Below are 26,091 nucleotides of genomic sequence, written 5' to 3' on the forward strand. Positions count from 1 at the left end.
CTGCGAACATACAGAGAGCCGAAATTTGCTGAGAACCGGTTGTTCGAGCCGCTGAACTCGCCTTGGAGTCGCCTTCGCAAACGCCGAAAGGCTTGTAGTTGAGGCCGGGTCGCGCCCGTCATCACGCGTAACGAAGGGCGGTTGGGTTTCCAATCGCTGAACCAGGGTGGTACCACGAGGAACGCACAACGCCTCGTCCCTGCAATACGGGACGGGGCGTTTTCTATTTTTCGCCCATTTTCGCAAGTAGCAAATAAGCAATACCGAAAGGAGGTGGGTTCCGTGCTCGCCCTAACAGACGAAAGCGACCTTAGCGACTTAACAGACTTAACCAAGGCCCAATCGGCGGCGCAACCCACCGCCCAACACAGAAAGAGGATAATCACATGAGCAAGCCCAATGACAAAATCATTGTTTTTGATACCACCCTGCGCGACGGCGAACAGTCGCCCGGGTTCAGCATGAACATCAAAGAGAAAATCGAATTCGCCTTTCAATTGAAGCGCCTGGGCGTCGACGTGATCGAGGCGGGCTTCCCTATTTCGTCTGAAGGCGATTTTGAAGCGGTCAAAGCGGTCGCCAAACAAGTTGACGGCCCGCAAATTTGCGGCTTGGCGCGCGCGTTAGAGAAAGACATCGACCGATGCTGGGAAGCCGTACAGCATTCCAACAATCCGCGCATCCATACCTTCATCGCCACCAGCGACGTGCACCGTGAAAAGAAGTTGAAGAAGACCGAAGCCCAGGTACGCGACATGGCGGTCAAGGCGGTTAAACACGCCCGCCAATACACCGACAACGTCGAGTTCTCCACCGAAGACGCCGCGCGCACCGGACGCGAATATATCTGCACCGTCATCGAAGCCGCCATCGACGCTGGCGCCGCAACCATTAACGTCCCCGATACGGTGGGCTACTCAAACCCGTGGGAATTCGGCTCGCTGATCGAATATATCTTCGAGCATGTGCCCAACGTCAACGACGCCGTCATCAGCGTCCATTGCCATAACGACATGGGCTTGGCGGTGCCCAACTCACTGGCCGCCGTACGAGCGGGCGCGCGCCAGATCGAGTGCACCATCAACGGCATCGGCGAACGCGCCGGAAACGCCTCGCTCGAAGAATTGGTAATGAACATCGTCACCCGGCAGGATTGCTTCCCTTACAAGGTTGACGTGAAAACTGAGCAGATTTATCCGACCAGCCGTTTGCTGACCCGCTTCACGGGCATCGGCGTACAGCCCAACAAGGCCATCGTCGGCGCCAACGCCTTCGCGCACGAAGCGGGCATCCATCAGGACGGCGTCCTCAAAGAACGCACGACGTATGAAATCATGTCGCCGGAATCCGTCGGCTGGGCAGGCAGTTCGATGGTGCTGGGCAAACACTCCGGGCGCCACGCCTTCGCGACCCGCATTCAGGAACTGGGCTTCCATTTGGAAGACAAAGAACTGGAAGACGCCTTCAACGCCTTCAAAGATTTGGCGGATTTGAAGAAAACCGTCTTCGATGAAGACCTGATCGCCATCGTCGGCTCGCAGGCGCAATCCGAAGAAAACTGGAAATTCAAATACAACCACTTGTGGTATTCGAGCGACCCCGACAAGAAGCCGAAAGCCAAGGTCAAACTCGAAACCGCCGATGGGATCATCGAAGGCGAGAGCGACGGCGACGGCGCAGTTGATGCGGCGTTTTCCAGCATCAAAACGCTGACCAATATGGAAGACGCCGTCTTGATTGACTATCACGTTGGCGCAGTCACGCGAGGCGCGGACGCACAAGGTTCAGCGAACCTGGTGTTGCGCAACGGCGACAAGCAGGCGACCGGACGCGGCGTCGATACCGACGTGGTACGCGCCAGCGCGAAGGCCTTCGTCAACGCGGTCAACAAACTCGTCGCCGACAGCGGCAAAGAAAAAACAGAGGTGGTGTGAGCACGGTTTTGTCATTGCTTAGTTTTTGTCGGGTGGGTTCTTAATCCCATCGGTTCAACCATCCAATTAACCGTAATATTTAATAGGGCGGGCTTGTTCGCGGCGACGAATAACCCGCCTTTTCATTTATATAGTGGTTGCCCGAATTTAAGCCCGCACCGAAGCGAGACGCGCCCAACCTGTCGCCAAAACGCCTTCATGCAATCAAAAAAAAATCCGCACCAGAGCGATGCGGATTGGTAGTCAAAAACCCGGCGGGAGCAGTCGCGCCCCCGCCAGTTAATTTGTTGGTTCAATTAGAGCGCTTCGTTTGAGCGCTCACCGGTGCGGATACGGACCGCATCGTTAAGATCATAGATAAACATTTTGCCGTCGCCGACCTGCCCGGTGTTCACCGCGCTGCGAATGGTGTCGATCACGCGTTCGGTCATGTCTTTCTTCACGACGACTTCAACCTTGATCTTGGGTTGAAACTCGACGGTGTATTCGCGCCCGCGATAAATTTCCTGGTGACCGCGCTGACGGCCATAGCCGCGCACTTCGGTCACGGTCATACCGACGACGCCCAGTTCTTCGAGGGCCGTTTTCATCGCGTCTAATTTATGCGGACGAATAATGGCTTCAATTTTATTCATGATGTTACTCCCTGTAGGAGCCAATCGGGCTCATTCCCGTATCGGCATGATTATACGCCACTTCTCCGTGAACGCTTAGGTCAAGACCCATGGTTTCGTCTTGTTCGGCAACCCGCAACGGCATGAACAGGCCAATGACTTTCAAGAAGATAAACGTCCAGACGCCCGCCCACGCAGCAGCAGCAACAACGCTGACAAACTGAATCCAGACTTGATTGGCGTTGCCTGCGATCAACCCTTCTGCGCCGACCGTCGCGAAAATGCCGGTGGCAATTGCGCCCCAGGTTCCCGCCAGGCCGTGTACACCGAACACGTCGAGCGAGTCATCGTAACCAAACATCGGCTTCAACGTATTCACGCCGATGAAACTCACCACGCCTGCGCCAACGCCGATCACGATCGAAGGCAACACTTCAACCCAACCCGCTGCGGGAGTAATTCCGACCAAGCCCGCTACAGCGCCCGTTGCGCAACCCAGCAGCGTGGGCTTGCCGTTGGTAATCCATTCGATCAACGCCCAGGTCAATCCCCCCGCTGCAGCAGCCGTATTGGTGTTAATGAAAGCCAGCGCCGCCAAACCATCAGCAGCCAACGCGCTGCCCGCGTTGAAGCCAAACCAGCCCACCCAAAGCAACGCAGCGCCGATCAGGGTCAAGACAATGCTATGAGGCGGTTTGATGCTATTGGGGAAACCGTTACGCTTACCAACCAGCATACAGGCCACCAGGGCGGAAAACCCGGAACTAATATGGACCACCGTGCCGCCCGCGAAATCAAGCGCATGGCTCTCACCCCATAAACCGCCCGGCCCTAACCAACCGCCGCCCCACACCCAATGGCACAAGGGAGCATAAACGATGGTCGTCCAGAGAAGCATGAAGATCACATAAGCGCCGAATGTCATACGCTCAGCAATGGCGCCGCTAATCAACGCGAAGGTGATGATAGCGAACGTCCCTTGGAACATGACCCAAAGCAGGTGCGGGATCGTCAAACCGGGAGCGACGTCCTCGTAGCCGATTCCCTGCAAGCCGAAGTAATTCAGCCCGCCGATAAACTGATTGACGTCATCGCCAAACGAAAGCGTATAGCCAATCAACACCCAATGAATGCTGATAAAACACAGCGCGAAAAAACTGTGCATCAGCGTCGAGAGAACATTGCGTTGACTGACGAGACCGCCATAGAACAACGCCAGACCCGGCGCCGTCATCATAATGACGAACGCAGTCGAAACGAGAATCCAGGCGGTGTTGCCTGAATCAATCGCCGCTTCTTCTTGCGCAAACGCAGGAACCGCAGCGAGCACGAGAAGTACGGCGAGAAAACCAATACGACGGAGAACGAGAGATGCTTCAAAACAGTTCATTGGGTAACCTCCCAAAAATAAAAATTACTTGGCATTATGCACATTGAACGAAGATATTACAAGAATAAGAGGACAAAATCGCCCAAGTAGAAGCAAGACACATAGCAGATTAGAATTAAGTTAGTTAAATCAAATCTGTCAATTAAAACCTATACAGAAATCAACCGAACCGAACTTTTTTAAAAAGATCGCGCCCATTTTTTATTGGTGCGCTTTCCACCCGCTGTTACCCGCCGGGCTTGTTGCTCGAAACATCCCAATGGATGGGATATCGCCCCAGCAATCGCCATTACCATCGCCAATCGGTGACGGAGCAATTGGCAGGTCGCCGACAACATCAGCAAGCGCCATCCCCGCCGCTTTCGCCGGGCTATCGGGTTGAAGATGAAAATCCCCCGATTGCGCATCAACAAAACGCGGGTCTTCTTGAACCAGGTTGCCGAATGTTTCGCCGGGCAAGTTGGCCCGTGAAAAGTTCGCGTTCTCTGTGTGATAAATCAAATTATGCCCAAAGCGAAATGTTTCCGGCTTGGCGCCGCCGCCGATGTTCACCAGCGTATTCACCCGCGCGTCAATCAGCACAATGTTGTTGGCAAAGACATTATTTGATGATTGCGCAAAACGCTCCGCTGTATTTTCCTGCAAAATTCGCGCGACCCATTTTTGTGGATGGTCGATCACGTTATGAGCAAACAATCCGTTGATGCAGCCGACAAACGCAATCGCCGCCTGGCTTCCCGTAAACAGGTTGGCAATCACTTGAATATCAGACGCCTCATAGGGCGCGTCAATCGGACGAAAATACTCCAGGCCCGTGCTGCCGCCCATGTTCACCGCCCGGTCTGTGATGTCGGTGAACTGGTTGGCGTATATCAATACGCGGGCGGATCCGCCCTTTGCCTGAACGCCCGACGACCCGCCGTCGCCGAACCAGCAATGAGCAATCACGCCGTCATGGCAGCCCACCATGTCAATATACGAGCCGCTGCTTCCGGGGCGCTCAATCCGGCAATTTTCAATGCGGAAATGGTCCAGGCCGGACAGTTTGATCCCGTCGTGATTGCCATCGGGGCCGATATCTCTGACAGTCAAACCGCGTAGAACCACATGATGCGCAGGCGTGTCAAACGACATGCCGTCATCAATGTTGAGTCCATTCGAGGCAGCGCCTTCGACGCCGAAATTCTCCAACACCACATACGCGGGATCGGTCAATTGGATTGCGGTGTTTCCACCGGAGAAAACCGCCTCGCCTTCATCCGGCCCGGTGATCTTGATTGGCTGCGTTGCTGTACCTTTCAGGTTGGCGATGTGTTGCCCCGCGATGTGATTGCCGGATGCTAAGTGGATGATGGTTCCTGGAGAGGCTTCACGCGCTGCGCGTTCTAAGGTGCGGTAGGGGTTCGCCGCGCCGCCGTCATTGTCGTCTGAGCCGCCGGGCGAGACGTAGAATTCGGTTGAATAGACCGCGCCGTCGTCAAACGCAGGCGGTAAGGCGCACTCTTGCGCATAAGAAAACGGAAAAGCAACGATACAAAGAACAATGATGAAATTGAAGCGCATACCATACCCTCGTTAATATTGAGTTTTCATTGATGATATCACGGAACCGCCCTTCCGGTTGAAAGGACGGTTCCGCTTAACGAGAGATTTGATGCATTCTACGCCGGGCATGTCCCAGCGATTGTTTACAGTGCTTCTTCGGATCGTTCGCCAGTACGAATACGGATCGCATCCGCAATGGCGTAGATGAAGATTTTACCGTCGCCAACCTGTCCGGTGTTGACCGCATTGCGAATCACATCGACAACGCGTTCAGTCAGGTCTGCTTTGACGGCGATTTCAACTTTAATCTTGGGCTGAAAGGCCACCGTGTATTCACGGCCGCGGTAGAGTTCATGATGTCCGCGCTGACGGCCAAATCCTCGTACTTCGCTGACCGTCATACCTGTTACGCCCAATTCTTCTAAGGAAGTCCGAAGGTCTTCCAATTTATGGGGCCGGATAATCGCTTCTACTTTATTCATTATTGTTATCTCCTTAGCGTCTGGTTCAATGTAGTTCTGTTTTGCTCAACCGGCCGAATTAGCGGCTGGTCACGACCGAAAAGTCTGAGTAAGCGGATGCGCCGTGTTCGCCGAAGTCGAGACCTTCCATCTCTTCTTCTTCGGAAACCCGCAGACCAATCGTAGCTTTCACCAGACTAAAGATAGCGAAGGACACTATGAACGTCCATAAGAAGCCTGCTCCAACGCCGATGAACTGTGTGACCAACTGGCTAGCGCCGCCGCCGAAGAACAGGCCGTTGACGCCGCCAAAGGCTTCTTGCGCGAACAGACCCGCAGCAATCGTGCCCCAGGCGCCGCAGACGCCGTGGACGGAAACCGCGCCGACAGGATCGTCAATGCCCATGTTCTCAATGGCGAGAACAGAGATCACAACGATGATGCCGCCGAGAAAGCCGATGATGATGGCTGAAACCGGGCTGACGTTGTAGCAAGGGGCGGTAATGGAAACCAAACCAGCCAATGCGCCGTTGAGCGACATGCCTGCGTCAGGCTTTCCGAATTTGATCCAAGCGGTAACCATCGCGCCGATGGCGCCCGCCGCCGCCGCCAAGTTGGTGGTTACGGCGATCACTGCCATGTCGCCGCCAACCGCTGTTGTGGAACCGGGGTTAAAGCCAAACCAACCCAACCACAAAATGAAGACGCCCAAGGCCGCCATCGGAACATTGTGGCCAGGGATAACGCGCGGCTTGCCGTCTGCGCCATACTTGCCAATACGGGGGCCGAGAACAATGGCGCCCGCGAGGGCCGCCCAACCACCGACAGAGTGAACAACGGTCGAACCGGCGAAGTCAATAAAGCCCAGGCCTTCGAGCCATCCTTCACCTGCAAACAAACTGCCCCACGCCCATGAACCGAAGACGGGGTAAACTAAACCAGTGATGAAGACGGTGTAAACCAAGTAGCCTTTAAACTTGGTGCGCTCCGCCATCGCCCCTGAAACAATCGTCGCTGCCGTCGCGGCAAACACGGTCTGGAAAATCCAGAAGGTATACGTCCAATATTCGGGGCTGCCGTCTTCGGCGAACATATAGCCGAAGAGCGCGAAGCCATCGGTGCCGATGAAGCCTTTATATGTTGTCCCGAACATCAACCCAAAGCCGAACAGGAAGAAAATGATCGAACCGATAGAGAAGTCCATCAGGTTCTTCATCATAATGTTCACCGCATTTTTGGCGCGAGTGAACCCGGCTTCCACCATGGCGAAACCGGCTTGCATAAAGAAGACCAAAAACGCCGCTAAACACGTCCACAAAATATTCGCATCATCTCGTAATAATGATAATTCCGTTTCGGCGTCAAACGCCGCTTCTGCATCTTGTGCACTGGCAACGCCAGAGAACATAACGGTTGCGATCACTAAGACCGCAAGAATACTGAACCAACGATTCGCCCGTTCTGACTGAATTCGCATGGACAGGATTCTCCTTTCACAGTTCAATTTGGATTTAATAAGAATCTTTTGGCGACCGCCCTTCCCGGGGTGAGAGACAGTTCAACCAATAGCAAAAAAGCCACAATTGCTTCTTCTTCTATGGGCAACTGTCATGCCAATCCTACCAATCAGTAGGCGAGAGGAGAGTAAGGCATTGAAAACAGGCAGGTTAAGTTAGACAAAACGAGAACAGATTGGAGCAGCGCCCACAAAAACCCTACATGAATGTAGTTGAAATCCAACCATGCTGCTCAAAAAGTGACAATACAATCTGAACAGAAACAGACTCAGAAATCCGCTGCGTTCAAAATTGACTCTCCAAATTTATTCATGTTTTTTCATCTGTTTTAATTACATTTGCTCATTTCTAGTTATATCGTGACGAAGTGAAATTTATCCTTTATAGTTCTCAAGATACATAATTTGAATTGCATTTGTTTTTCAGAGGAATGGATTGATGAACTTTATTCAGCGCAATGCAGCCATCGCATGTTTTATGTTTTTTCTAAGCATAACTAGCAGCCAAAGCCAGGTCGTCATTAACGAAATTCACTACAACCCGCCCGATATCGGAACCGAAGACGGCCTCTTTCGCGAATTCATCGAACTCTATAACGCAGGCAGCGAAAGCGTCGATCTGACCGGATACGCTTTCGATGACGGAATTACGTATACGTTCCCAGACAATGCAAGCATTTTTCCCGGGCAATATATTGTTCTTGCGAAAAATTTAAACCATAGCGTCTGGCGCAATAGTTCCTTTCGCATCTTTGGCCCGTATGAAGGCCGCCTCGATAACGGCGGCGAGCGCGTCACGCTGCGAAATGCGCAAGGCATAATTGTCGAAACCATCCGTTATAACGACGCCCCGCCCTGGCCGCGCGGAGCAGACGGCTATGACGCATCGCTAGAGCGCGTTGATCCAACTACGCCAACGGATGACTCTCATTCCTGGCGGGCGTCAACCAATCCAGGCGGAACCCCCGGCGCAGTGAACTCGGTGCATGGAACGCCGCCCTACCCCACTCTGACCGAATCAACCTTCACCCCCTCAAACCCGACATCGTCCGACGCAGTGCAGATGCAAGTCACGTTAGACGCGCCCGCGTTAATTGAATCGGTATTTCTGAACATTGACGACGGCGCCAATGAAATCACCGGGACCACCGTCTTTGAATCCGCCAGTCCATGGCGGTTCTGGAAAGGGACCACTGCGCCTTCGGACGCTTCCGAATGGACAACGCTAGCGTTCCGGGATTCAAACTGGCAAAGCGCGCAAGGCGGCTTCGGCTACGGCGACCTGGACCGCGTCAATACAACGCTAAACGACATGCGCAGCAATTACTCAACGCTGTATCTCCGAAAAGCCTTTTCACTGCCCACCCTAAGCGCCCGTCAGGCGTTTTTTCTCGACATTTACTATGACGACGCCTTTATTTGTTATATCAACGGCGTTGAAGTCGCCCGCGAAAACGCGCCGGATACTTACACCAACAATTCACTTGCGGCAGGCGGCCATGAGTCGAATTCGCTTTCGACATTTGCTCTGCCCCATTCGGTTTTCACGCAGGGCGAAAACGTCATTGCGCTGGTCGGCTTCAATATCTCGCTGGGGGGCAGTTCTGACTTCGTGCTGGCGCCGTCGCTGCGCTATCAAGACAACAACTCATCACGAATCGAGATGACGAAAACGGCGCAAACCAACGCCAGCGCCATTTATCAAGCGACGCTGCCCCCGGCGCCGTCGCAAACCATTGTCCGAACCAACCTGACAATTCAACTGACGGACGGCGGCGATGTGACCTTGCCGCATTCCGCCGAACCCACGCCGTTTCTTTCGTATTTCGTTTATGACAATGAGATCGAATCGACGCTGCCGCTGCTTTGGACCATGCAGCCGAAATCCAGTCCCTTGTTGACCAATGGACGCACCTACGGCGCGGCGGTCGCGTTGCCCATTGGCGCCGCGCATCCAACGCTTTTCGATGGTGCGCTCATCATACCCTCCGAGAGCGGGCGCGAGAAAATTCGCTTCATCAAAGGCGCAGAATTTTTCGGCGACCGCACCATCAATGTCATCCCCGAAGTTCCAACCGGCGGCACCAACGCGGGCATCAGTTCGCCTTATCGTGAGCATTTGGGCTATTGGTTCTTCAGTCAGATGGGCGTGCTGTCGCCCTGGGGTGAATTCTACCGGACGATTGAACTGCCCTTCTCAACCCAAAACACCCAACGTCAACAACTGGTATTTCAACAAATCAACGAACGCTTTTTAGAAATGCACGGGCTTGACTCAAACGCGGATTTATACAAGCTCGAGCGCCGCGCCAACCCCAACTGGGAAAAACACACCAACCTCGCCGAAGGCAACGCCAGCATTAACGAATTGCTCAACGCGTTAAATTCATCCCGCCGCGAGACCATTGAGACCCGTTTTAATCTCGACAACATGCTGGCCTTTAGCGCCGCTTCGATTTTCACCAGCAACTGGGACGGCTACTGGCAAAATTATTGGACGTACCTCGACCCCGCCACCAACCGCTGGGAAATGTACCCCTGGGACCTGGATTGGATTTGGGGCGCCACCCCGCCGCCCAACACGGGGCCGATGTACGCTGAGATGCCGCTATCGTTTCCCATTGACGGCAACGCCATCGGCGACCGCAACGTATCGCGCCCGGCAGGCCCCGTCACCTCGCCGATGCACCAAGACCCTCAGTATTATGAGGCCTACATCCAACGCTTGAGCGACGAATTTAACCATACCTTCGGGCAGGCGTTTCTCTTTGCGAAAATTGATGCCGACCAACAACAATTGTTAGCGGATTTAGCATTACTCAACCAGCAGACGGGACGTAATGTGGGGCAACGGATACAGCAGATACAAAGTTCGTATGAAACCTTAAAAGAATACATCATCCGCCGCCGCGCTTATCTGCAACCCCGTTTGCCGCAGAGCGTCAACGACTGGGCGGTCTATGAATAAACCACCCTCGACTAAAGTCGAGTGGTTTGGTTAGCGGATAAATCCGCCTCAAAATTCACAGGTTCTCCCCCCGAAGTTTGGGGGGGGGAGTTAGAGGCAATGTCATTGACTTAAGCCTTTTAGCCCCTCTTTTTAAGGGGGGACGGCGCTGAAAGCGCCAGGGGGGATTCCAAAACAGCACAAATAAAGCGATACATTCAAGCAATATTTCAAGGGCTGGCTTCATTTTATTCAGCCTTGCCCTTGCCACCCCTTAAGTCAATGACATTGGGCTAGGGGGGATTCTGATGCACCCGCGCCGTAGGTATGGCATTAAAAAAGCCTGCATCCAAAATGAATGCAGGCTTTCGGTTTTATCTATAGGAAAATTGCTTAGTTGGCGCTGCGGACAATACTTCCGTTGACGCGCGCCGCTTCCGGGCGTTCATATTCAAAGAAGCCCTTGCCCGACTTCACGCCGAGGTGGCCCGCCCGTAACAGTTTTTTCAACAGGGGGCACGGACGGTATTTGATTTCGCCGAGTTCATGGAACAAGTGGTCCATTTGAAATACGACGGTATCAAGCCCCATCGCATCCGCGTAGTGCAGCGGCCCCAGTTGCATCCCGCAGCCCAACATCATGGCTTTGTCGATGTCTTCCGCAGACGCGACGCCTTCCATCAAGGCGTAAACCGCTTCGTTGATTAAAGGAACCATAATACGCGTGGTGACATAGCCCGGCCATTCATACACTTCAATCGCCGTCTTGCCGATTTCATCTGAAAAGCGCTTCACCGTCGCCATGGTTTGGTCGGAGGTTTCAAGCCCGCGCACCAACTCAACGACAGGGCGGCGATGCACCGGCGCATGAAAGTGAATGCCAATGAATTTTTCGGGACGGCCCGACTCCATCGCGAGGTTACTGATTGAAAGAGTCGAGGTATTGGTCGCGAAAATCGTACGCGGCCCGCACACTTTTGAGAGTTCACGAAACAGCTCGGTTTTTAACTCGAGGTCTTCATTGATCGCTTCAATTACGAGATCAACATCGCGAAAATCATCTAGCGATTTTGTTGTGACGATCTTCGCAAGAATCGCTTGTTTTTCTTTTTCGGTATGGCCCCACTTGGCGATTTCGTCGTCAATTTCCGCCGCAACGCCCGCCAGAGCGCGTTCAGCCGATGCATCTGAGATTTCTCTCAGAACGATGTTGAATCCCGATTGCCCTACGACGTGCATGATACCCTGGCCCATGGTGCCGCCGCCGATAATGCCGATGCGTCGAATTTTCATTTGTATATCCTCAAAATGATGTGAGTGCGATGAAGTCATTGGCTACAAATAAAATGCAACCTCTACTAACGTTCTAGTCTAACACAGGAAGCGCCCAATGCGGAACGGTTTGAAACGGAAAAAACAAACGTTTAACTTTTTATCCGAGGTTGTTGAAGCAGTTCGCACGCCATATCCAACACATCCGCCCGGCGAAAGGGTTTTGGCAAATAGGGGCAAGACCCATGCGATAAAAACGTCCGGTAGCGCTCTTCGTCCGTATAGGCGCTCATCACAATCACAGCGGTAGCCGGATAATACCGTTTGACTTCTTGAATTAAAGACACCCCGTCTAGATTGGGCATTTGCAAATCCGTAATGACCAAATCAACCGGGCTTATTTGCAACTGTTCTAACGCATCTTTCCCGTCCTCTGCAAGTGAAACAGTATAGGAACCGTCGGCGAAGATTGTTTGCAGAATCGAGCGGTAGGAGCGGTCATCATCAACGATGAGAACGGAGTGTTTATCTGTTAGATTAACCATGCTGTACGCAGCCCAAAGAAGTATCTAAATTTTGTGATGCTGTCATCACATCAAAGCAGTAAGTATGCCAAGTAACAAATGCGGCCTCAGACTTCACCTTGCAAAACCAACACGAAACGGATGCCAATAACAATAGTTGATGCACCGGGTCTGTGTTCAATGAAGGTTCCATACGACATTCAATTGACCAATCCGCAGGTTTCACTCCATGGAAACAACACAGATCAAAACACTTATAACCTTCTTGCCGCAATAGACTTGACCGATCTTCAATCATCAGCGGGCAATTTAAAAATAGGAGATATTCATACGGATTCATCTAAACACAACCATGCTTATCCATCTTGTAATATTTAAAGTGACTACTTTTTATTATTTTTCGGTAGCAAAGAATGACGTCTATGCAATTTTTTGCCATTCTTGGCAATCAGAAGCCCCGCCGTTGTCATATTTGGCAAGAGGCGAATTTCTTCCCTAATTGAAAAATCCCACAATTGGCTATTAAACAAAATCACATTTTCGACGATAATGCGACAATGCAGAATTTTGTCTAAAGGTATGGATGATGGTTAGCGGACCGACCGCAGTCAGCGGCAACTCGCTCATTCAATTTCGGCCTGATCCAGGCGAGCCAGCCGCCCGCCTCAAAGCGCCGGAAACTCAAACCGCTCTGCTTGTCACCGCACAAGAGCAGCGCAACGAAACCCGTCTGCGCTCTCAAGCCATCGCCCGCGGCGACGACATCGTCTTTTCAAACCGCACCTTCACTCTCGGCGTGGGCAACCTCAGCCCCATCTATAACGGCGGGCTGACCACCGTCTCTACGCGCTCCGACGCCAATGGCTTCGCGCCCGATAACCCGCCAAGCGCATCGGCGAATGAAACCAGCCAAACCGAAGACGAACCGGTTGAACAAGATGCGCGCGCTATCCCCGAAGACCCCGAAGAAGCAGTCCAACCCAGCGAGGAAGAACTGCAACGCGAAGAACAATCCCTGGATAACGACGAGTCGCGCCTCGAACGCAACTTGACCCGCGCCCAGGTCGAACAAGAGCAGGCCATCCAGAGCGCTGACCCCGTGCAGTTTCAGCAAGCGCAGCGCGACGAGGCCCAACTCGAACGCGAGCAGGAAACGCTCGACCGCGAAAAACGCCGGAACGAATTAGACCAGGCGGAACAACGTCTGCAAGGTTTCCTTGAAGATGCTAGCGGGGCGCTGCAAGACAGCGCGAACGCAGCAGCGGGCGTGTTAGATGTATTGTTTGGATTGAACGCGCCGACGGTTGCCGATTCAAGCGCACCCGCGCCCGCTCTGGCGCCCGCTGGAGGCGGCAGCCCCGGCTTCTTCGCCGGCGCCCCACGGGTGGGGTAGTTTTCAGGTATTATTACCTTTTTTTCAATTTTCTCTATCGCTTTACGCCCCCCTTTTGTAAGGGAGGCTTGACCGATTGCAACCTTACTTTTCTATCATGACATCATACCGCACGAAGGTTTTGTCGGGCTTGAACGGCATCGACCAATCCCAGGTGGTAAATTCACTTTTAATGACTTGCCCGTCGATGAGAATTTGGACTTCGCGAATCGCCGATGACTGTTCGGCGACCGTGTTCACGATGCTGTAAATGGTCGCCCATTCCGCCAGCGCGTTGAGTGAATTTTTGTCTATGAGTTGCGGCGAAAATGAGATATACGCACAGTGGTCTTGTTCGCGCCAGAAGACCGACTGCAACTGCGTGCCTTCGGGGACGGGATTGAGCATTCCGTCTTGCCGGGGGCCGCGCATCAACTCGGTCACAGCGGTGTGCAGTCGTTCGGTCAGCGTTTCGTTCGGCAGGGTTTGGACCACTTCATACGACAGCAGGTCATGCGACGCCGTCGGGAAATAGAGCCGAATCATGTCCATCGGCCCCGTGGGCATTTCCGCAGGCTCTGATTGTGCGTCGATGATTGCCTGGGGGATGGGAATGTCGGTGGTTTCGAGTTCTTGCAGCCGCAAATAGAAATAGCCCGCCGCCGCCAAACTGGCGGCAAGAACCAAGATCAAAACGCCGATGAATATCGTCCGTAAATCCATCCCGGCTCAGCCCCCGTCCACGCGATAGGCAGGCTGTTCTAACAACACGTTTTGGATCGCCGTTGTGAGATAGGCCGCGATAGACATCTGAATGGTTTCGCTGCTGAGATAGCGCGCCGACGCCGCGTGATTGAGGTTGCCCAGTTCAAGTACAACACCGGGCATGGTCAAACCGCGCAACACCGCCATGCGGCCAGGACGCGGATCGGCTTCGACTTTAATCAGGTTGGTGGTGCGATATAACGACGCGAGTTCCTGCAATAACGCTCCTGCCAGACGGCGGCTGGAAACAACATGGCGCTGATATGCGTTATGCCACGTTTGCAGCCCGGGAGCGAACACTGTATTGGGGTCAAACGGCGGCGCCACATCTAATTCGGGGTTCATATAATACGCGGCGGCGTGAGCGACGTTGGCGGAATGCAACCGCCCGCATTGAATACTGATAAACAGGCGGCCTTGTACGCGGTTGGCTGCGGCGATGCGTTGTTCATTGGTGACGCCGCTTGCGCCGCGCCGAGTAAGCGTGACGTCAAAGCGCCCATCTTCTTTGAGCAGGCTCTCGATTTTTTCACAGATCGACAGCGTCAGTCCCGCTTCACGTTGCGAAAACATCGCAGAGGCGCCGGGTTGTTCGGAGTCGTTGCCCGGGTCTAACACAATCATGGCGCCGCTAACGCGATTGTAAGGTTGAGACGGCGCATAGAAATCAATCGTCGGCGTCGGCTGCGCGGGGAAAAACTGAAACGGCGGCGGGGTTGAAGTCGGCCCGACTTGATATTCATACCCTGTATCGCTTTGACGAAACGGAACGGGCGTCGGCGGCTCCGCGCCTGCTTCAGCGAACGCGACCTCTGGAAACAATATGACGTCTACCATATAGAAAGGGACATAGATCACGCTATTTTGCCGCAGCGGCGTTACTCCAGTGTGGACAATGCGCGTCCCAACCATCACGCGTTGGTCGCCAAGGCGCATCCCCACGCGGACGCCGTCGGGGCGATAAAAAATCACCGTGCCCGAAATGCCGTCATAGGTCCATCGTTCAGGGAAATACGACGCCAGATCAGCAGCGGAAATATATTCGCCGCCTTCGAGCACTTTGGTTTGGAAGCGAATGGTTTGGAATTCCGTTCGTCCGAGTAGTTCCCGCGCAAACGGCGTTTGCAAACAGACAAGCGCCAACCCGACGGCGGCGATAAGAAAGAAGGTCCGGTTTTGCAAGACTGGCGTCAGCATTCCGTTTGGTCCGATTGCGCGAAAGATGAACGGCAAGCAAAAATTAGCACAAGCCGTTGTTTTACCAAGGGCGCATAAGGGTATATTAAGAATACGATTGGTCGGGCGCAAAGTAAGGCGGCGCCAACACTTTTCCCAACCCTTCCGATTTCCGCCCATCCAGCCGGATATGGTAGTAGCGAATGCAATGATGAGCAGTGAGTTTGATAATCATCCAATGATGGTTTGACGCAACGCCGTAGCGATTGGGCGGCTCCGACACAGGAAACGACAACGCAACGCTTTCGTTCGGCGGCGCGACAAACGGCTGATGATAGGGCGTGATCGAGGTCAACGAGACTTCGCCGCTGAGCGTAGGGTTCCACGCTTCCAGCGGGCTAATCACCCGCACGTCACCGATAACGTCAAAGGGATATGCATGTTGCAAATTCACGTTGAAGCCTTCGCGGGTCAGAGTCATCGAGAGGTCAAATTCCGGCGCGGGGCCGATGTGGATTAAATCTTCAATCGAAATCCCGCCGCACTGCGTCCGCGCAATGACGGCGCCCTCTTTTTTTACGCCGTCGAGAATGAGGTGCAGCGGCGTAATTTGATACCCGCCGCCCTGCAAACGGTACCCCACTTTTGACGGAACCACCCGCCAGCCCGGCGGCGCCGAAATATCGACTTCTCCCTGCGCCGTGCGATCAGGCGAATTATTGACCGTAACCAAATCAAGGTGATGAACGGTGTTGTTGCGAAAGCGCCCGTCGAGGCGAATTTGACCGCGCAACGAAATCGCGACCGGCGTCAAGCCAATCGGCGCCGCGCCGGAATTCTGCCGCCAGTAGCGGGTATGCGTAATCAGCGGCGGCGCGTCCGACTCGACGCCCGGCGCGGCTGGCTCGGTCTTGAAATCAAATTGATACGACACAATCTCATTAGCGTGGGCCAATGCGCGCACAAACTGGTCTTCCCGAAAGAGTTCGCGCTTTTCAGGCAGCGCTTCTTCGAGCAGCGTAACCGCTTTCACATTACGCAGCGGCGTCTTGGCTTCGATCCACACGTTGGATTCTTCGCCGTGCGCTTCATAGGCGCGCAGCACAACCGAAGAAAGCGGCGATGGTTTTGAAACGCATTTCCATTCGCTGAATCCGGCGGGCTTCATCGCAGACAAGATCATGTTCGGCGGCTCAACCGACAAAAATGAATGCTGCGGCGCCATGTCGCCATGGTGCGGCTCGACCGGCAGCGTAGTGATTTCGTGGTGATATTCCATCGCGCGGCGGGGCGTCTCAGCCAGGCGCCAGTCGCCCGCGTGGGGATACAACCGATACGAAAACACGTGCGACTTGCGATCGGCGAAATCGGCGGGCCAGCCCGTTTGTGCGCGGGAATAAGGCGCGGTTTGCAGCAACGAAAGCCCAAGGACGCCGTCGGCCATGTAGGTGCTCAAGGGCGTCCCGGTTTGGAAGACGGCGAACCCGGCGTCGTCAATCGGCGTCAGGCTTGAAATAAAACACGCGGACGCGGGACATTCCCAACGGTGAGAGACCGTGTTGTTCACCATTTCCTCGACGATCTGCTCAACCAGCGCAGGCGTTTGTCCCGCAAGAATCAATACTTTCACCGGGTTCGCGGGCGTACCAATTTCTGCATCTTCCACCGCGAGAAACACCGAACCGAATTGCTCGAGGTTGCGGGTAAAATAATCCGCCGCGTCCGCATTGCGGCTCAAGAGATGATGGGTGTAATCGTTTTCTTCGCGCAGTCCAATCGAAAAAATGCAAGCAGGCGCGGCGTTGCGATTTTCGGTTTGCAGCGCTTGCCCCGGCTGCGACGACACCCCATGCCGCGCCAAGTGCTTCATCAGCGCGTCGCCTGCTGCGCGGTATTTTTTGTCGGGCGTGACCAGTTCGCTGGGGCCGACGGCGAGGCTGGCGGTTTCTTCTCCGGCGTCCACAAAACGGATGAGAAACGTCCAGCTGATATCGAGCCAACGCTCGCTGGCTTGTAAATTCAATCCGCGCTCGTTCCATTCAGTCGGACGCGCGTTTTGCAGCGAGACCAACCCGCTACGGCCCGCCTTGGCGTAGAAGCGGTCTTCGAGCACCGGCGCCGCGCCTGGATGGTTTAAGGGAAACGCCGCGAGATACATGTCGCGGTAAGGCGCAGTCGGGTCATCCAGCCGCGATTCTCGCCCCCGGTAGTCGGCCAGCAGCGTCACGCAGTCGATATACGGAAGGCCGTCATACAATTTGATTTCCTGGATGCGACGACACGACCCCGGCCCCGCGCCGCGCACCAACAAACGCCGACTGACCGGGCCTTCATAATAATCAAACGCCGGCGTAGGGTCGATCGCGGCTTCGATGCCGCCGCGCAACACAAAGCCGTCGCGGGGATTTTCCGGCTCGTCAATCGGCAGCGTCAGCAAGACATTTCCAGGGTGAGAATGATCTTGGTTGATCCATTCTTTGCCGGAATCTTTATCAAAGAGACTAACGATGCCGCCGCCGCGGTCGGGGTCGATCTCCACCCGGAAAAATTCATTCTCGACCCAGGTCTGGCGTTGCGCGCGCTTCAAATAGGGCGCTTGCACGTCATGCGCGGGCGTTCGGCGTACGCCGACAAACCCGGTCGCGGGCATCTGGCTTTGCACCCATATAAGGTGCGCATGGGTGGGGTGGTCTTCGGCGTCGCTATCGACTTTTTCAATCTCAAATGGAATCGGCTCGCCCTCTTGATCGGTCAGCGAAAATGGAGAGAAATCCGCATCCACATCAACCATGCAACGCACCAAACCCTCTTGCCGCCAAGGCAGGCTGTTAAATAACAACATCGACAACGCGCCTTGTTTGGGCTGGGTGTCCACGCGCGCCGCGATACGCTGCAGCGAATCGTTCCGCGCAGTAGTCGCGGCGTCTAACGCCTGATGGAGCGCGTCCAGGCAATCCGCGAAAACCAACTCGCTGCCGCCGAAGGCGACGCCCTGCTTGCTTTGCGCGAAGAGCAACTGCCTCCAGGCGAATTCGATGCCGTGAAATGAAACCGGGCGCCCCATCACCGCCGCCAAGGTCGTCCAGACCTCGGCTTCATAGAGGCGGTTTTCGGTCAGACGCGCAGCCTGTTTCAAGTCGCCGCGCGCAGCGGAGCGGCCATAGGATTCGGGCGGCCAATCGGCGGGCATCCATTCCAATTCGATTTTCTTGCCGGAAACCTGGCTGTCAATATAGGAGAAAAACTTTTCCGCCGCCGCGCCGGTACACACCAGGGCGGGATCATTCGCGCCCCACTCTCGACCGCGTCCTACCATCTCTGGTTGCGGCGCAGGTTCCTCCAGCGAATCGAGCAACACCGCCGCCTGGCTTTGCGCATGTTCACTTTGAATTGCATCCAGCGAGCGCTCCAAACGTTCGGGCAAGGTCAAACTGGAGGGCGGCAATTCGAGGCGTTTCACATACACCCAATCGCCGTTCGGCGCCGACCACACAAACAGCCCCGGCGATTGCGTCGGGCCTAGATGAGAGCGGTTGGGCGCCAGCATGGCCTTCACGCCGCATTGCGACAAAATTTGCGGCAACTGCGACGCGTGCGCATCCGACTCGCCGTTAAGAAAGACTTTCGGCGTAATGCCCGCTGTTGTTTTCGCCCAAACATGCCCATAGACAATAGCGCGCACCAACGCCTCGCCGCCGACGAATGATTCCATTGGCGGAAGGTAGGCCGCGCCAATCGCGACGCGTTCCTGCTGGGCGAGACGCACCACCCAGGCGCGTTCTTCCGGGTAGAGATCAAGATAAGGTTTGAGCGTATCGACATTGGCGAGAAACACGCCATAGTACGGGTCCGTACGACAGGCGAGCAGGTGTTGCGCAATATGAACCAGGTTTTGTTCGGTGGTTTCGGCTTGGGTGTTCAATCCATAAGGCGCTGCATCAAACCCCGGCTGATAAAACACCGTTGGACGCTTTAACCGAACACGTTTAAACGTCGAGCGTTTTCCTTTAAAAAGCATTGGCGTCCTGAGCAGCGCGAAGCGAGTGGCGCGATCGTTTCAGTTATCAGCGAGCGAAACATATACGTCTATCAGTTGAACCAAGTTAGAATACCAACAAACCGTGTTTGAGATAAGGTTTTATTGTTGTATCAAACAATTGAATTTGGCTGAGGCAATACGCCTCGAAGCGTCCAAAGATCAAAAATCACCTTGGGAGCCGTCATGTCAAAATCGAAACCCAAACTCGCCGTCACTATGGGCGATCCGTCCGGCGTCGGGCCGGAGATCATCGCCAAAGCCTTTCATCAGGACGATGTTTTGCAGCGTTGCCGCCCGGTGATCGTCGGCTCAGAACGCGCCTTGCAACGGGCGTTTGAATTCACCGGCGTTTCTTTCGCATATCAAACCGTCACCGGCCCCGCCGAGGCGAACGACGGCGTCTGTTTATTCAATGACGAAACCGGCTTAGGCGCGAACCTGCCTCTCGCAGAGATTGACGCCTCCTGCGGCGATGCGGCCTTTCGCTGGCTGTCGCAAGCGATCACCTGGGCGAAAGCGGGCGCCGTCGACGCCATCGTCACCGCGCCGCTGCACAAAGTCGCCATGAATCAGGCCGGACACCATTTCGCAGGCCATACCGAAATTCTCGCCGACCAAACCGATACCGAAGAGTTCAGTTTGATGTTAATCGCCGGCGGGTTCCGGGTGGTGCACGTCACCTGCCACGTCGCCATGAAAGAGGTGTCGTCGATGCTCACCCCAAAGCGCATTGCCATGACGGTGCGCCTATTCAACCAGGCGCTGACGCGGCTCGACGGCAAACCGCCGCGCATCGCCGTCTGCGCCTACAACCCTCATGCGGGCGAAGAAGGCCTGTTTGGCCGCGAAGAGATCGACGCCATCGCCCCGGCGGTCGAGCAATGCAAGCGCGACGGCGCCAACGTCTTTGGCCCCTACCCCAGCGACTCGATTTTCCCGCAACTAATCGGCGGAAAATTCGACGGCGTGGTGGCGATGTATCACGACCAGGGGCATATTCCATTCAAGACGACGAATTTCGGGTTTGATCCCGACAAGGGCGAGTGGAAAACTGTCACGGGCGTCAACGTAACGCTCGGCCTACCGATAATCCGTACTTCGGTCGACCACGGAACGGCCTTCGACCTAGCCGGAACCGGCAAAGCCTCCGAACGCTCGTTGCTCGACGCGATAGACGTAGCGATTCGGTTGGCGGAGTGATAGAAATTTCCGTGTGGAGCGCAAGCCGCTGCGGCGATCAGCCCGCTCTACCAGGGCTTTTTGTTTTGGGGAGGGCGAACCTCCTGGTGAGCCGCATGAAACCGATAACGCTTCTCATTCTCGCGGCTCGTCGGGAGACTCGCCCTCCCCTCGCTTTGACCGTGATGCTTTTCTGGAAAGCATGTGACCACACAGGCTAACAAAAACGCCCCTGTGGACAGGGGCGCTCCAGATGAGGCATTTGTGAATGGTAGAATGGTTTACAGATCAGGCGTGTTGGCGCCAAGCCCTTCGACCAATGGCAGGCCGCCCTCAAATTTCGGCGCGATGGGGGCTTTTTGTTGCAAGGAACGGTCGCTGCGCGCTTCATAGAAGCGGTCGAGACGCGCCAGCAAACTGGTGTCGATGGGGTCGGGCGCGCTTAAGATGGTCTTTCCGTTGCGCGTGATGACGTTGGTTTGTTGTTCATTGGTCAAGACGGTGCTGCCCATCATGCTGCGGCCTAATTTTTCGACGATAACCCGGCCTTCACGCACGCCAACCAGCGTGTGCTTATCGGCGCCCACTTCGACGCCGACGTAGAACTGGGTTCCAAAAACAGTTGTCTTTGAGTTGGTCGTCACCACGCTAAAGGCTTCTTTGGCGGGGCGTACATCAATAAAAATTTCACCCGATTTCAGGCTAACCCGGCGGTCGTTGCCTACGCTGGCGGCGCCGCCGCCTTCCTGAAACGACTCAATCGAAAACCACGTGCCCGCCGAGGCGTACAATGTGGAGCCGTCCGGTAATTCAAAAAACTCGCCTTCGGGGCGAACCACGTACATCAGGTCATATAAGGTCGTGCGCATCACCTTACCGCTGCGGGTGATGTTGAAATATTGGTCACTCGCCACATCGCCCACTTGAGCAGTCAACAGAGCGCCGACCAAGCAGACCAGCAGCGAAATCGCGGCGGCCATGTGCGGGCGGCTGCGCACGAACGTCACCACCGTCATTTCATAGAGCCAGCCCTGCATACGCGTCCAGATGGTTTCGGGGCTGCGGTGTTCGAGCAAGTACATGACGTTGGCGGAAAACGCAACATCCGGCGCAAAGGGCGCGGCCTGGCGGCGCAGGCGCCCTGCGAGCATCGATTCTTCTAGGGACAGTTCCGACAGAAACGCCGAGCAGTCGGCGCACTTGTTCACATGCCGGTCAACGCGGGAGCATCCGCTTTCCGACAGTTCGCCGTCGTGGTACAAGACCACTTCTTGTTCCCATTCGGTACAGCAGCCTTTAACGGCCATACTCTTCTCTCCGTGCCTGTTCCATCCGCTCCCGTAAAATACGACGACCTTCAAACAATCGAGACCGCACTAAGTCCACTGGCCAATCCAGCAATTCGGCGATCTCCAGATAAGAATAATCTTCCATGTATTTCAGCCTGAGCGGCGTCCGGTATTTTTCAGGGAGTCGCTCGAGCCGTTTCAGTATATCTTGCCCGAGTTCGCCGCCGTCTGACGTCTTGGGCTTAAGCGCCACGACGTTTGGGGAATGTTGGGGCAGCGATTCGTCAAACGGTTCGGATTGAATCTTGCGCGACCGGATCGAGTTGTAGCAAAGATTGCGGGTGATGCCAAACAGCCAGGGGCCGAATTTGTTGGGGTCTTCTATCTCTCTGAGTTTCTGAAACGCCAGCAAGAACGCCTCTTGTGCGATATCTTGGGCTTCCGGCCCATGCCCGAGCATTCCGTTCGCGAGAAGAAACACTTTTTTCTGATAGCTTTCTACCAGTGGGCGAAAACACTCCCGCTTGCCTTTGAGCACCTGTTCAATCAATGTTGCCTCAGTTTTTTCAGGCATCAACGAAACCGTCCGTTTTCTAAAAGAGATAGCACAAAAAGGCCAAAGTGTCAGAAGTTGGTTACTTTTTTCCCCCAATTCAACATTCTGCTAAAAAGTATACCTCTTGTGAAGGATTGTGGTATACTGGCAGCACAATCACACACCCGCATCATGTGAATCAATTCATTTGTAACTTAATACAAATCAAACATCATTGTAATCACAATCTCATTTCCGATCTCTTTTATGTGATGCTCATAAATTTATCTTGGAGGAAGTACAATGAAAAAGCGTTTTTTCGTCGTTGCATTACTCGTCGCCCTCGCGCCAGTGTTTGCCATCGCGCAAATAGAACCCACGTTTACCATCAGCGACCCCATCACCCTGTTCCCTGATACGCAGACCAAGGAAGCCGGTCTGGCGGTCAACACCACCGAAGGGATTAATGAAGTTCTGTTTGTCACCATTGATACCATCGCCATCGACGTTGACCCCATCACGGGCGAAGACGCCGCCGAAGCCGTGTTTGGGTTTTATTACAATCCAATCACGCTTGCGCAAATTGGCGAACCCTTCATCATCGTCGGCAATCCGCGCGGTAGTTTGCAAAAACTGACGGTAACCTACAACCCCGTCAACAATAAGTATTTTGTTGCAGTTGCGGCGGACAGCTATTCACCAAGCGGCGCCCGCGTTCCCTTGATGGCCATCGTCAACCCCAGCAGCGAATCTGAGCATGTGTTCAAAGCATGGGCGTGGGACGCTGAAACAACGCAAAATTATCAAGATACCGCCGTCGCCGCCAGCACCAAAAACGGAAACTTGCTGTATGTCAGCGAATATTCTCCTGCCGAAGACGGCGGTGAAGGCGTCATCGGCTTGTTGTATGACATGGAAGGCAATTTACTTTCCAGCGGAAACACTCGTTTAGACCAAGCCGCATCCGATAAAATCATTTCCGATGAAGATGAAGACGATCCAGATGTATATTACCTGCCTGAAAATGATGTTTTTCTTTTCATTTGCAACACAGACCTGGGTGACGTCCCGAACCGTATTTTCGCCGAAGTCATCCAGCCTGAAATCGGTTCTGACGGCTTGTTGCAATTGGGCGAGATTCAAATCGTGTCTCAATTACGCAAAGACTTCGATGCAGGACACCCATCAGCCGTTGAAAACCCCTTCACGGGTGAATTCATCGGTGCATTAGATTACGGGAACGGCTCTGAAGGCGGCGACTTGTTCTTCTTCAACATTGGCGGTGCGCCAGGTTACGCCTTGACCGAATCGCAAGATCAAATTCCGTACCTTGAAGCAGCGGGCAACAATCCCTTCAGTCAGCGCCACCCGCGCTTTGCGGTCGATCAAACCAGCGGCGTCATCGTCGTGTCTCACAACGCCCGCGACGGCGTCTTTCAAGGCATGGCGTTCACACTACTCGGCCCTGACGGCGCCATTCTTCCTGGTCGCCCGGACGATTTGTACAAATTAGTCGAAACGCCAACGGTCATTAGTAATGACGCTAACTCCCATGACGTAAAATGGGACCCGAACAGCGATTCGTTCCTGGTGATTTACGCCACAGGCGGCGGACTGACCAACGTCGTTCGTTTGACTGTCACATCAGACCACATGCCCGCAGACATCGACAACTGGATGACCTACTAATTCCGTTTCGTTATTACGCAACTCTTAAAACGCCTGGACGAGTGTCCGGGCGTTTTTTTTATTTGGCGACGTTTGGCATTCATCATGCTTTGGCAAGAAAGCATCATGAACGACAATCAAACTTCCATCCATATTAACTTGCGAGAATGCAGAATCCCCCCTAGCCCCCCTTATTAAGGGGGGCTAGGGGGGATTCGTAAATGTCTTTCGAGTTGCCTGCTTTGATAGCCGAACATGCAGCCGCGTCATTGCGCACAAGGCATTTTGTCCACCGGGTAAAACGATTCACGTCTTTTTATTTCTCTATCGCTTGCCGGACGCATAGAAACAACGCACAATCGCTGCCAAGCCTATGAGCGACTGGACTCCCCTGTTTAAGCATACGTTTTCGCCCCAATCCGAAGCCCCGCCCCCATCAGCAGGCGTGTGGTTTGCGGTCATGCACGGCATTCAATCGTTGCGAATCAATTGCTCCATTGATGCTCCGCCGCCATTGGTTGAAATTATTTTATTTGGCCCCAACAACGAATTTCGCGGGCGCTGGGACGCCGCATTTCAAGGATGGAAAGTCCTCGATCAACAAGGCGCCGATGATGGATTCATCACTGGCGATATCCAGTCCGGTCAATGGCGCATCGAACTCCGACATGATGACGCCGCATTAAGCGAACTACGCGCCTCGGTTCTCGTAGAGGGTTCTACAAGCGCCGTACACAAAATGCCTGAACTGCTGATCTACCAACCCGAAGACGAAGAACCCGACGAAGATGCGCCCTCGTCATGGATGATCGGCGAACTATACGAAACCACTACCCGTTCCAACGGCGCCATGTCGGTTAATCAAACGCTGTCCGCCTATCAAAATAAGGATTGCGGTTTCGTCGTGCTGGCCGACCGCAACCAGCCGCCGTTAGAAAAATACGCAATCGACCCGGGCTTATCGGTCATTCGCGGGCAATCACTGCAAACGCCGCAAGGAAACGCCCTGCTGCTTGGCGTACGCGAACGCATTGATTGGAAAGACGCCGAGGGCGAGAAACCCCTCGCCAGTTTGATACGCGAAACCCATATCGCAGACGGGCTGTTCTGCCTCGCGGAACCGTTCGCCCGAGAACACACGCCTTGGCTTGAGGATGAAGAAGCAAGCGCCTTGATTGATTTGCTGCAAATCTGGCCGGGACAATGGGAAAAGCGCTTTGCTGAAATTCAAAAAGCCATGACCTGCTGGGACGCCCTATTGAACCAGGGCTTCCGCATTTACGGCATGGCGGGCAAAGGGCCGCAAGGACGCGCCGACGACGAAGACGCAGTTCGTATTCCAAAAACGGTTGCATTCACACAAGGCCCCAGCGAAACCGCGCTGCTTTCGGCGCTCAAACAAGGCCGTTTTTATAGCACCGTCGAACCAGCCCTCTCGCTTTGGACGGAATCGGCGCACGGCGGCGCCATGATCGGCGATGAGATGCGCCTGCCCATCGGAACGCCCTATCTGCTCTACCTCTCCATCAGTCAATTAGAAAAAGGAGGATATTTCACCGTCCGCACCAACGAGGGAATCTATTGTCAAACACCCTACTCAACCCGTAAAGACACCACATTTAAGTTGGTCGGGTCCGCCCATTCGGGCTGGCAGTGGTTCCGGCTCGAGGTTTATCAATTCGCGCGGCCTTTTGATCGACTCATTGCTTTTAGCAACCCTATTTTCATCCGTGGAATCGTAAGCGCATAGAATTCATAGATATATACACAACCGATCTTTAATTATTTTTCATTTTTTACTAGCAATTACTTTTTATATATCGTAAGATCACTACTCATCTCGCAAATACTTCCAGTGAAACAAT

18 protein-coding genes and 1 other annotated feature (1 of these 19 running past the window's edge) are annotated in these 26,091 nt (G+C 54.2%); of the genes, 6 read left to right on the forward strand and 12 right to left on the reverse strand.

The window, feature by feature from the left end; genetic code table 11:
- Positions 1–204, forward strand: a binding site (T-box leader) (it extends 32 nt beyond the left edge of the window).
- A gap of 182 nt (positions 205–386) precedes the next feature.
- Positions 387–1,934, forward strand: coding sequence for a 2-isopropylmalate synthase (locus tag P9L94_12765; protein ID MDP8244950.1), 1,548 nt, complete (start codon positions 387–389; stop codon positions 1,932–1,934).
- A gap of 296 nt (positions 1,935–2,230) precedes the next feature.
- Here P9L94_12765 and P9L94_12770 read toward each other — a convergent pair whose 3' ends face one another.
- The 5 genes from P9L94_12770 to P9L94_12790 all read right to left on the reverse strand — a co-directional run bounded on the left by P9L94_12770 (position 2,231) and on the right by P9L94_12790 (position 7,421).
- The gene (locus P9L94_12770; GenBank protein ID MDP8244951.1) at positions 2,231–2,569 is read right to left on the reverse strand and encodes a P-II family nitrogen regulator; all 339 of its coding nucleotides are present in this window, start codon (positions 2,567–2,569) and stop codon (positions 2,231–2,233) included.
- Positions 2,570–2,573: 4 nt separating this feature from the next.
- The gene (locus tag P9L94_12775; GenBank protein MDP8244952.1) at positions 2,574–3,938 is read right to left on the reverse strand and encodes an ammonium transporter; all 1,365 of its coding nucleotides are present in this window, start codon (positions 3,936–3,938) and stop codon (positions 2,574–2,576) included.
- A gap of 201 nt (positions 3,939–4,139) precedes the next feature.
- Positions 4,140–5,501, reverse strand: coding sequence for a right-handed parallel beta-helix repeat-containing protein (locus P9L94_12780; protein ID MDP8244953.1), 1,362 nt, complete (start codon positions 5,499–5,501; stop codon positions 4,140–4,142).
- A gap of 125 nt (positions 5,502–5,626) precedes the next feature.
- Positions 5,627–5,965 (reverse strand): P-II family nitrogen regulator, encoded by a 339-nt coding sequence (locus P9L94_12785; GenBank protein ID MDP8244954.1) that lies wholly within the window; start codon positions 5,963–5,965, stop codon positions 5,627–5,629.
- Positions 5,966–6,023: 58 nt separating this feature from the next.
- Positions 6,024–7,421, reverse strand: coding sequence for an ammonium transporter (locus tag P9L94_12790; protein MDP8244955.1), 1,398 nt, complete (start codon positions 7,419–7,421; stop codon positions 6,024–6,026).
- Positions 7,422–7,899: 478 nt separating this feature from the next.
- Here P9L94_12790 and P9L94_12795 point away from each other — a divergent pair, with 478 nt between their 5' ends.
- The gene (locus tag P9L94_12795; protein MDP8244956.1) at positions 7,900–10,428 is read left to right on the forward strand and encodes a CotH kinase family protein; all 2,529 of its coding nucleotides are present in this window, start codon (positions 7,900–7,902) and stop codon (positions 10,426–10,428) included.
- 372 nt (positions 10,429–10,800) lie between these two features.
- Here P9L94_12795 and P9L94_12800 read toward each other — a convergent pair whose 3' ends face one another.
- A complete protein-coding gene (locus tag P9L94_12800; GenBank protein ID MDP8244957.1) occupies positions 10,801–11,700 on the reverse strand; it encodes a 3-hydroxyacyl-CoA dehydrogenase NAD-binding domain-containing protein in 900 nt (299 codons plus the stop codon).
- A gap of 131 nt (positions 11,701–11,831) precedes the next feature.
- Positions 11,832–12,224, reverse strand: a complete 393-nt coding sequence (locus P9L94_12805; GenBank protein ID MDP8244958.1) for a response regulator — start codon at positions 12,222–12,224, stop codon at positions 11,832–11,834.
- A gap of 562 nt (positions 12,225–12,786) precedes the next feature.
- Here P9L94_12805 and P9L94_12810 point away from each other — a divergent pair.
- Positions 12,787–13,596 (forward strand): hypothetical protein, encoded by an 810-nt coding sequence (locus tag P9L94_12810; protein ID MDP8244959.1) that lies wholly within the window; start codon positions 12,787–12,789, stop codon positions 13,594–13,596.
- An 84-nt stretch (positions 13,597–13,680) separates the two neighbouring features.
- Here P9L94_12810 and P9L94_12815 read toward each other — a convergent pair whose 3' ends face one another.
- From P9L94_12815 to P9L94_12825, 3 genes are all read right to left on the reverse strand, one after another.
- Entirely contained in the window at positions 13,681–14,298 is a 618-nt protein-coding gene (locus P9L94_12815; GenBank protein ID MDP8244960.1) for a GerMN domain-containing protein, read from the reverse strand.
- A 6-nt stretch (positions 14,299–14,304) separates the two neighbouring features.
- Positions 14,305–15,537 carry an N-acetylmuramoyl-L-alanine amidase gene (locus P9L94_12820; GenBank protein MDP8244961.1) on the reverse strand — a complete coding sequence of 411 codons (1,233 nt, stop codon included), beginning with the start codon at positions 15,535–15,537 and terminating at the stop codon, positions 14,305–14,307.
- Positions 15,538–15,622: 85 nt separating this feature from the next.
- Positions 15,623–19,534 (reverse strand): hypothetical protein, encoded by a 3,912-nt coding sequence (locus tag P9L94_12825; protein MDP8244962.1) that lies wholly within the window; start codon positions 19,532–19,534, stop codon positions 15,623–15,625.
- Between the two features lie 204 nt (positions 19,535–19,738).
- Between P9L94_12825 and pdxA the strand changes: the two genes are divergently transcribed.
- Positions 19,739–20,755 (forward strand): 4-hydroxythreonine-4-phosphate dehydrogenase PdxA, encoded by a 1,017-nt coding sequence (gene pdxA, locus P9L94_12830; GenBank protein MDP8244963.1) that lies wholly within the window; start codon positions 19,739–19,741, stop codon positions 20,753–20,755.
- A gap of 260 nt (positions 20,756–21,015) precedes the next feature.
- Here the strand turns inward: pdxA and P9L94_12835 are convergent, their stop codons facing one another.
- Complete coding sequence (locus tag P9L94_12835) at positions 21,016–22,041, reverse strand: FecR domain-containing protein (GenBank protein ID MDP8244964.1); 1,026 nt, start codon at positions 22,039–22,041, stop codon at positions 21,016–21,018.
- The gene (locus P9L94_12840; protein ID MDP8244965.1) at positions 22,031–22,597 is read right to left on the reverse strand and encodes a sigma-70 family RNA polymerase sigma factor; all 567 of its coding nucleotides are present in this window, start codon (positions 22,595–22,597) and stop codon (positions 22,031–22,033) included. The genes P9L94_12835 and P9L94_12840 overlap by 11 nt, the downstream gene beginning before the upstream one ends.
- A 264-nt stretch (positions 22,598–22,861) precedes the next feature.
- Between P9L94_12840 and P9L94_12845 the strand changes: the two genes are divergently transcribed.
- Positions 22,862–24,247: a hypothetical protein gene (locus P9L94_12845; protein MDP8244966.1), complete on the forward strand. Its 1,386-nt coding sequence runs from the start codon at positions 22,862–22,864 to the stop codon at positions 24,245–24,247.
- Between the two features lie 352 nt (positions 24,248–24,599).
- Positions 24,600–25,976, forward strand: a complete 1,377-nt coding sequence (locus P9L94_12850) for a CehA/McbA family metallohydrolase (GenBank protein MDP8244967.1) — start codon at positions 24,600–24,602, stop codon at positions 25,974–25,976.
- Positions 25,977–26,091 lie beyond the last annotated feature (115 nt).

The sequence above is a fragment of the Candidatus Hinthialibacter antarcticus genome (assembly GCA_030765645.1).
In the GTDB taxonomy this organism is placed as follows: Bacteria; Hinthialibacterota; Hinthialibacteria; order Hinthialibacterales; family Hinthialibacteraceae; genus Hinthialibacter; species Hinthialibacter antarcticus.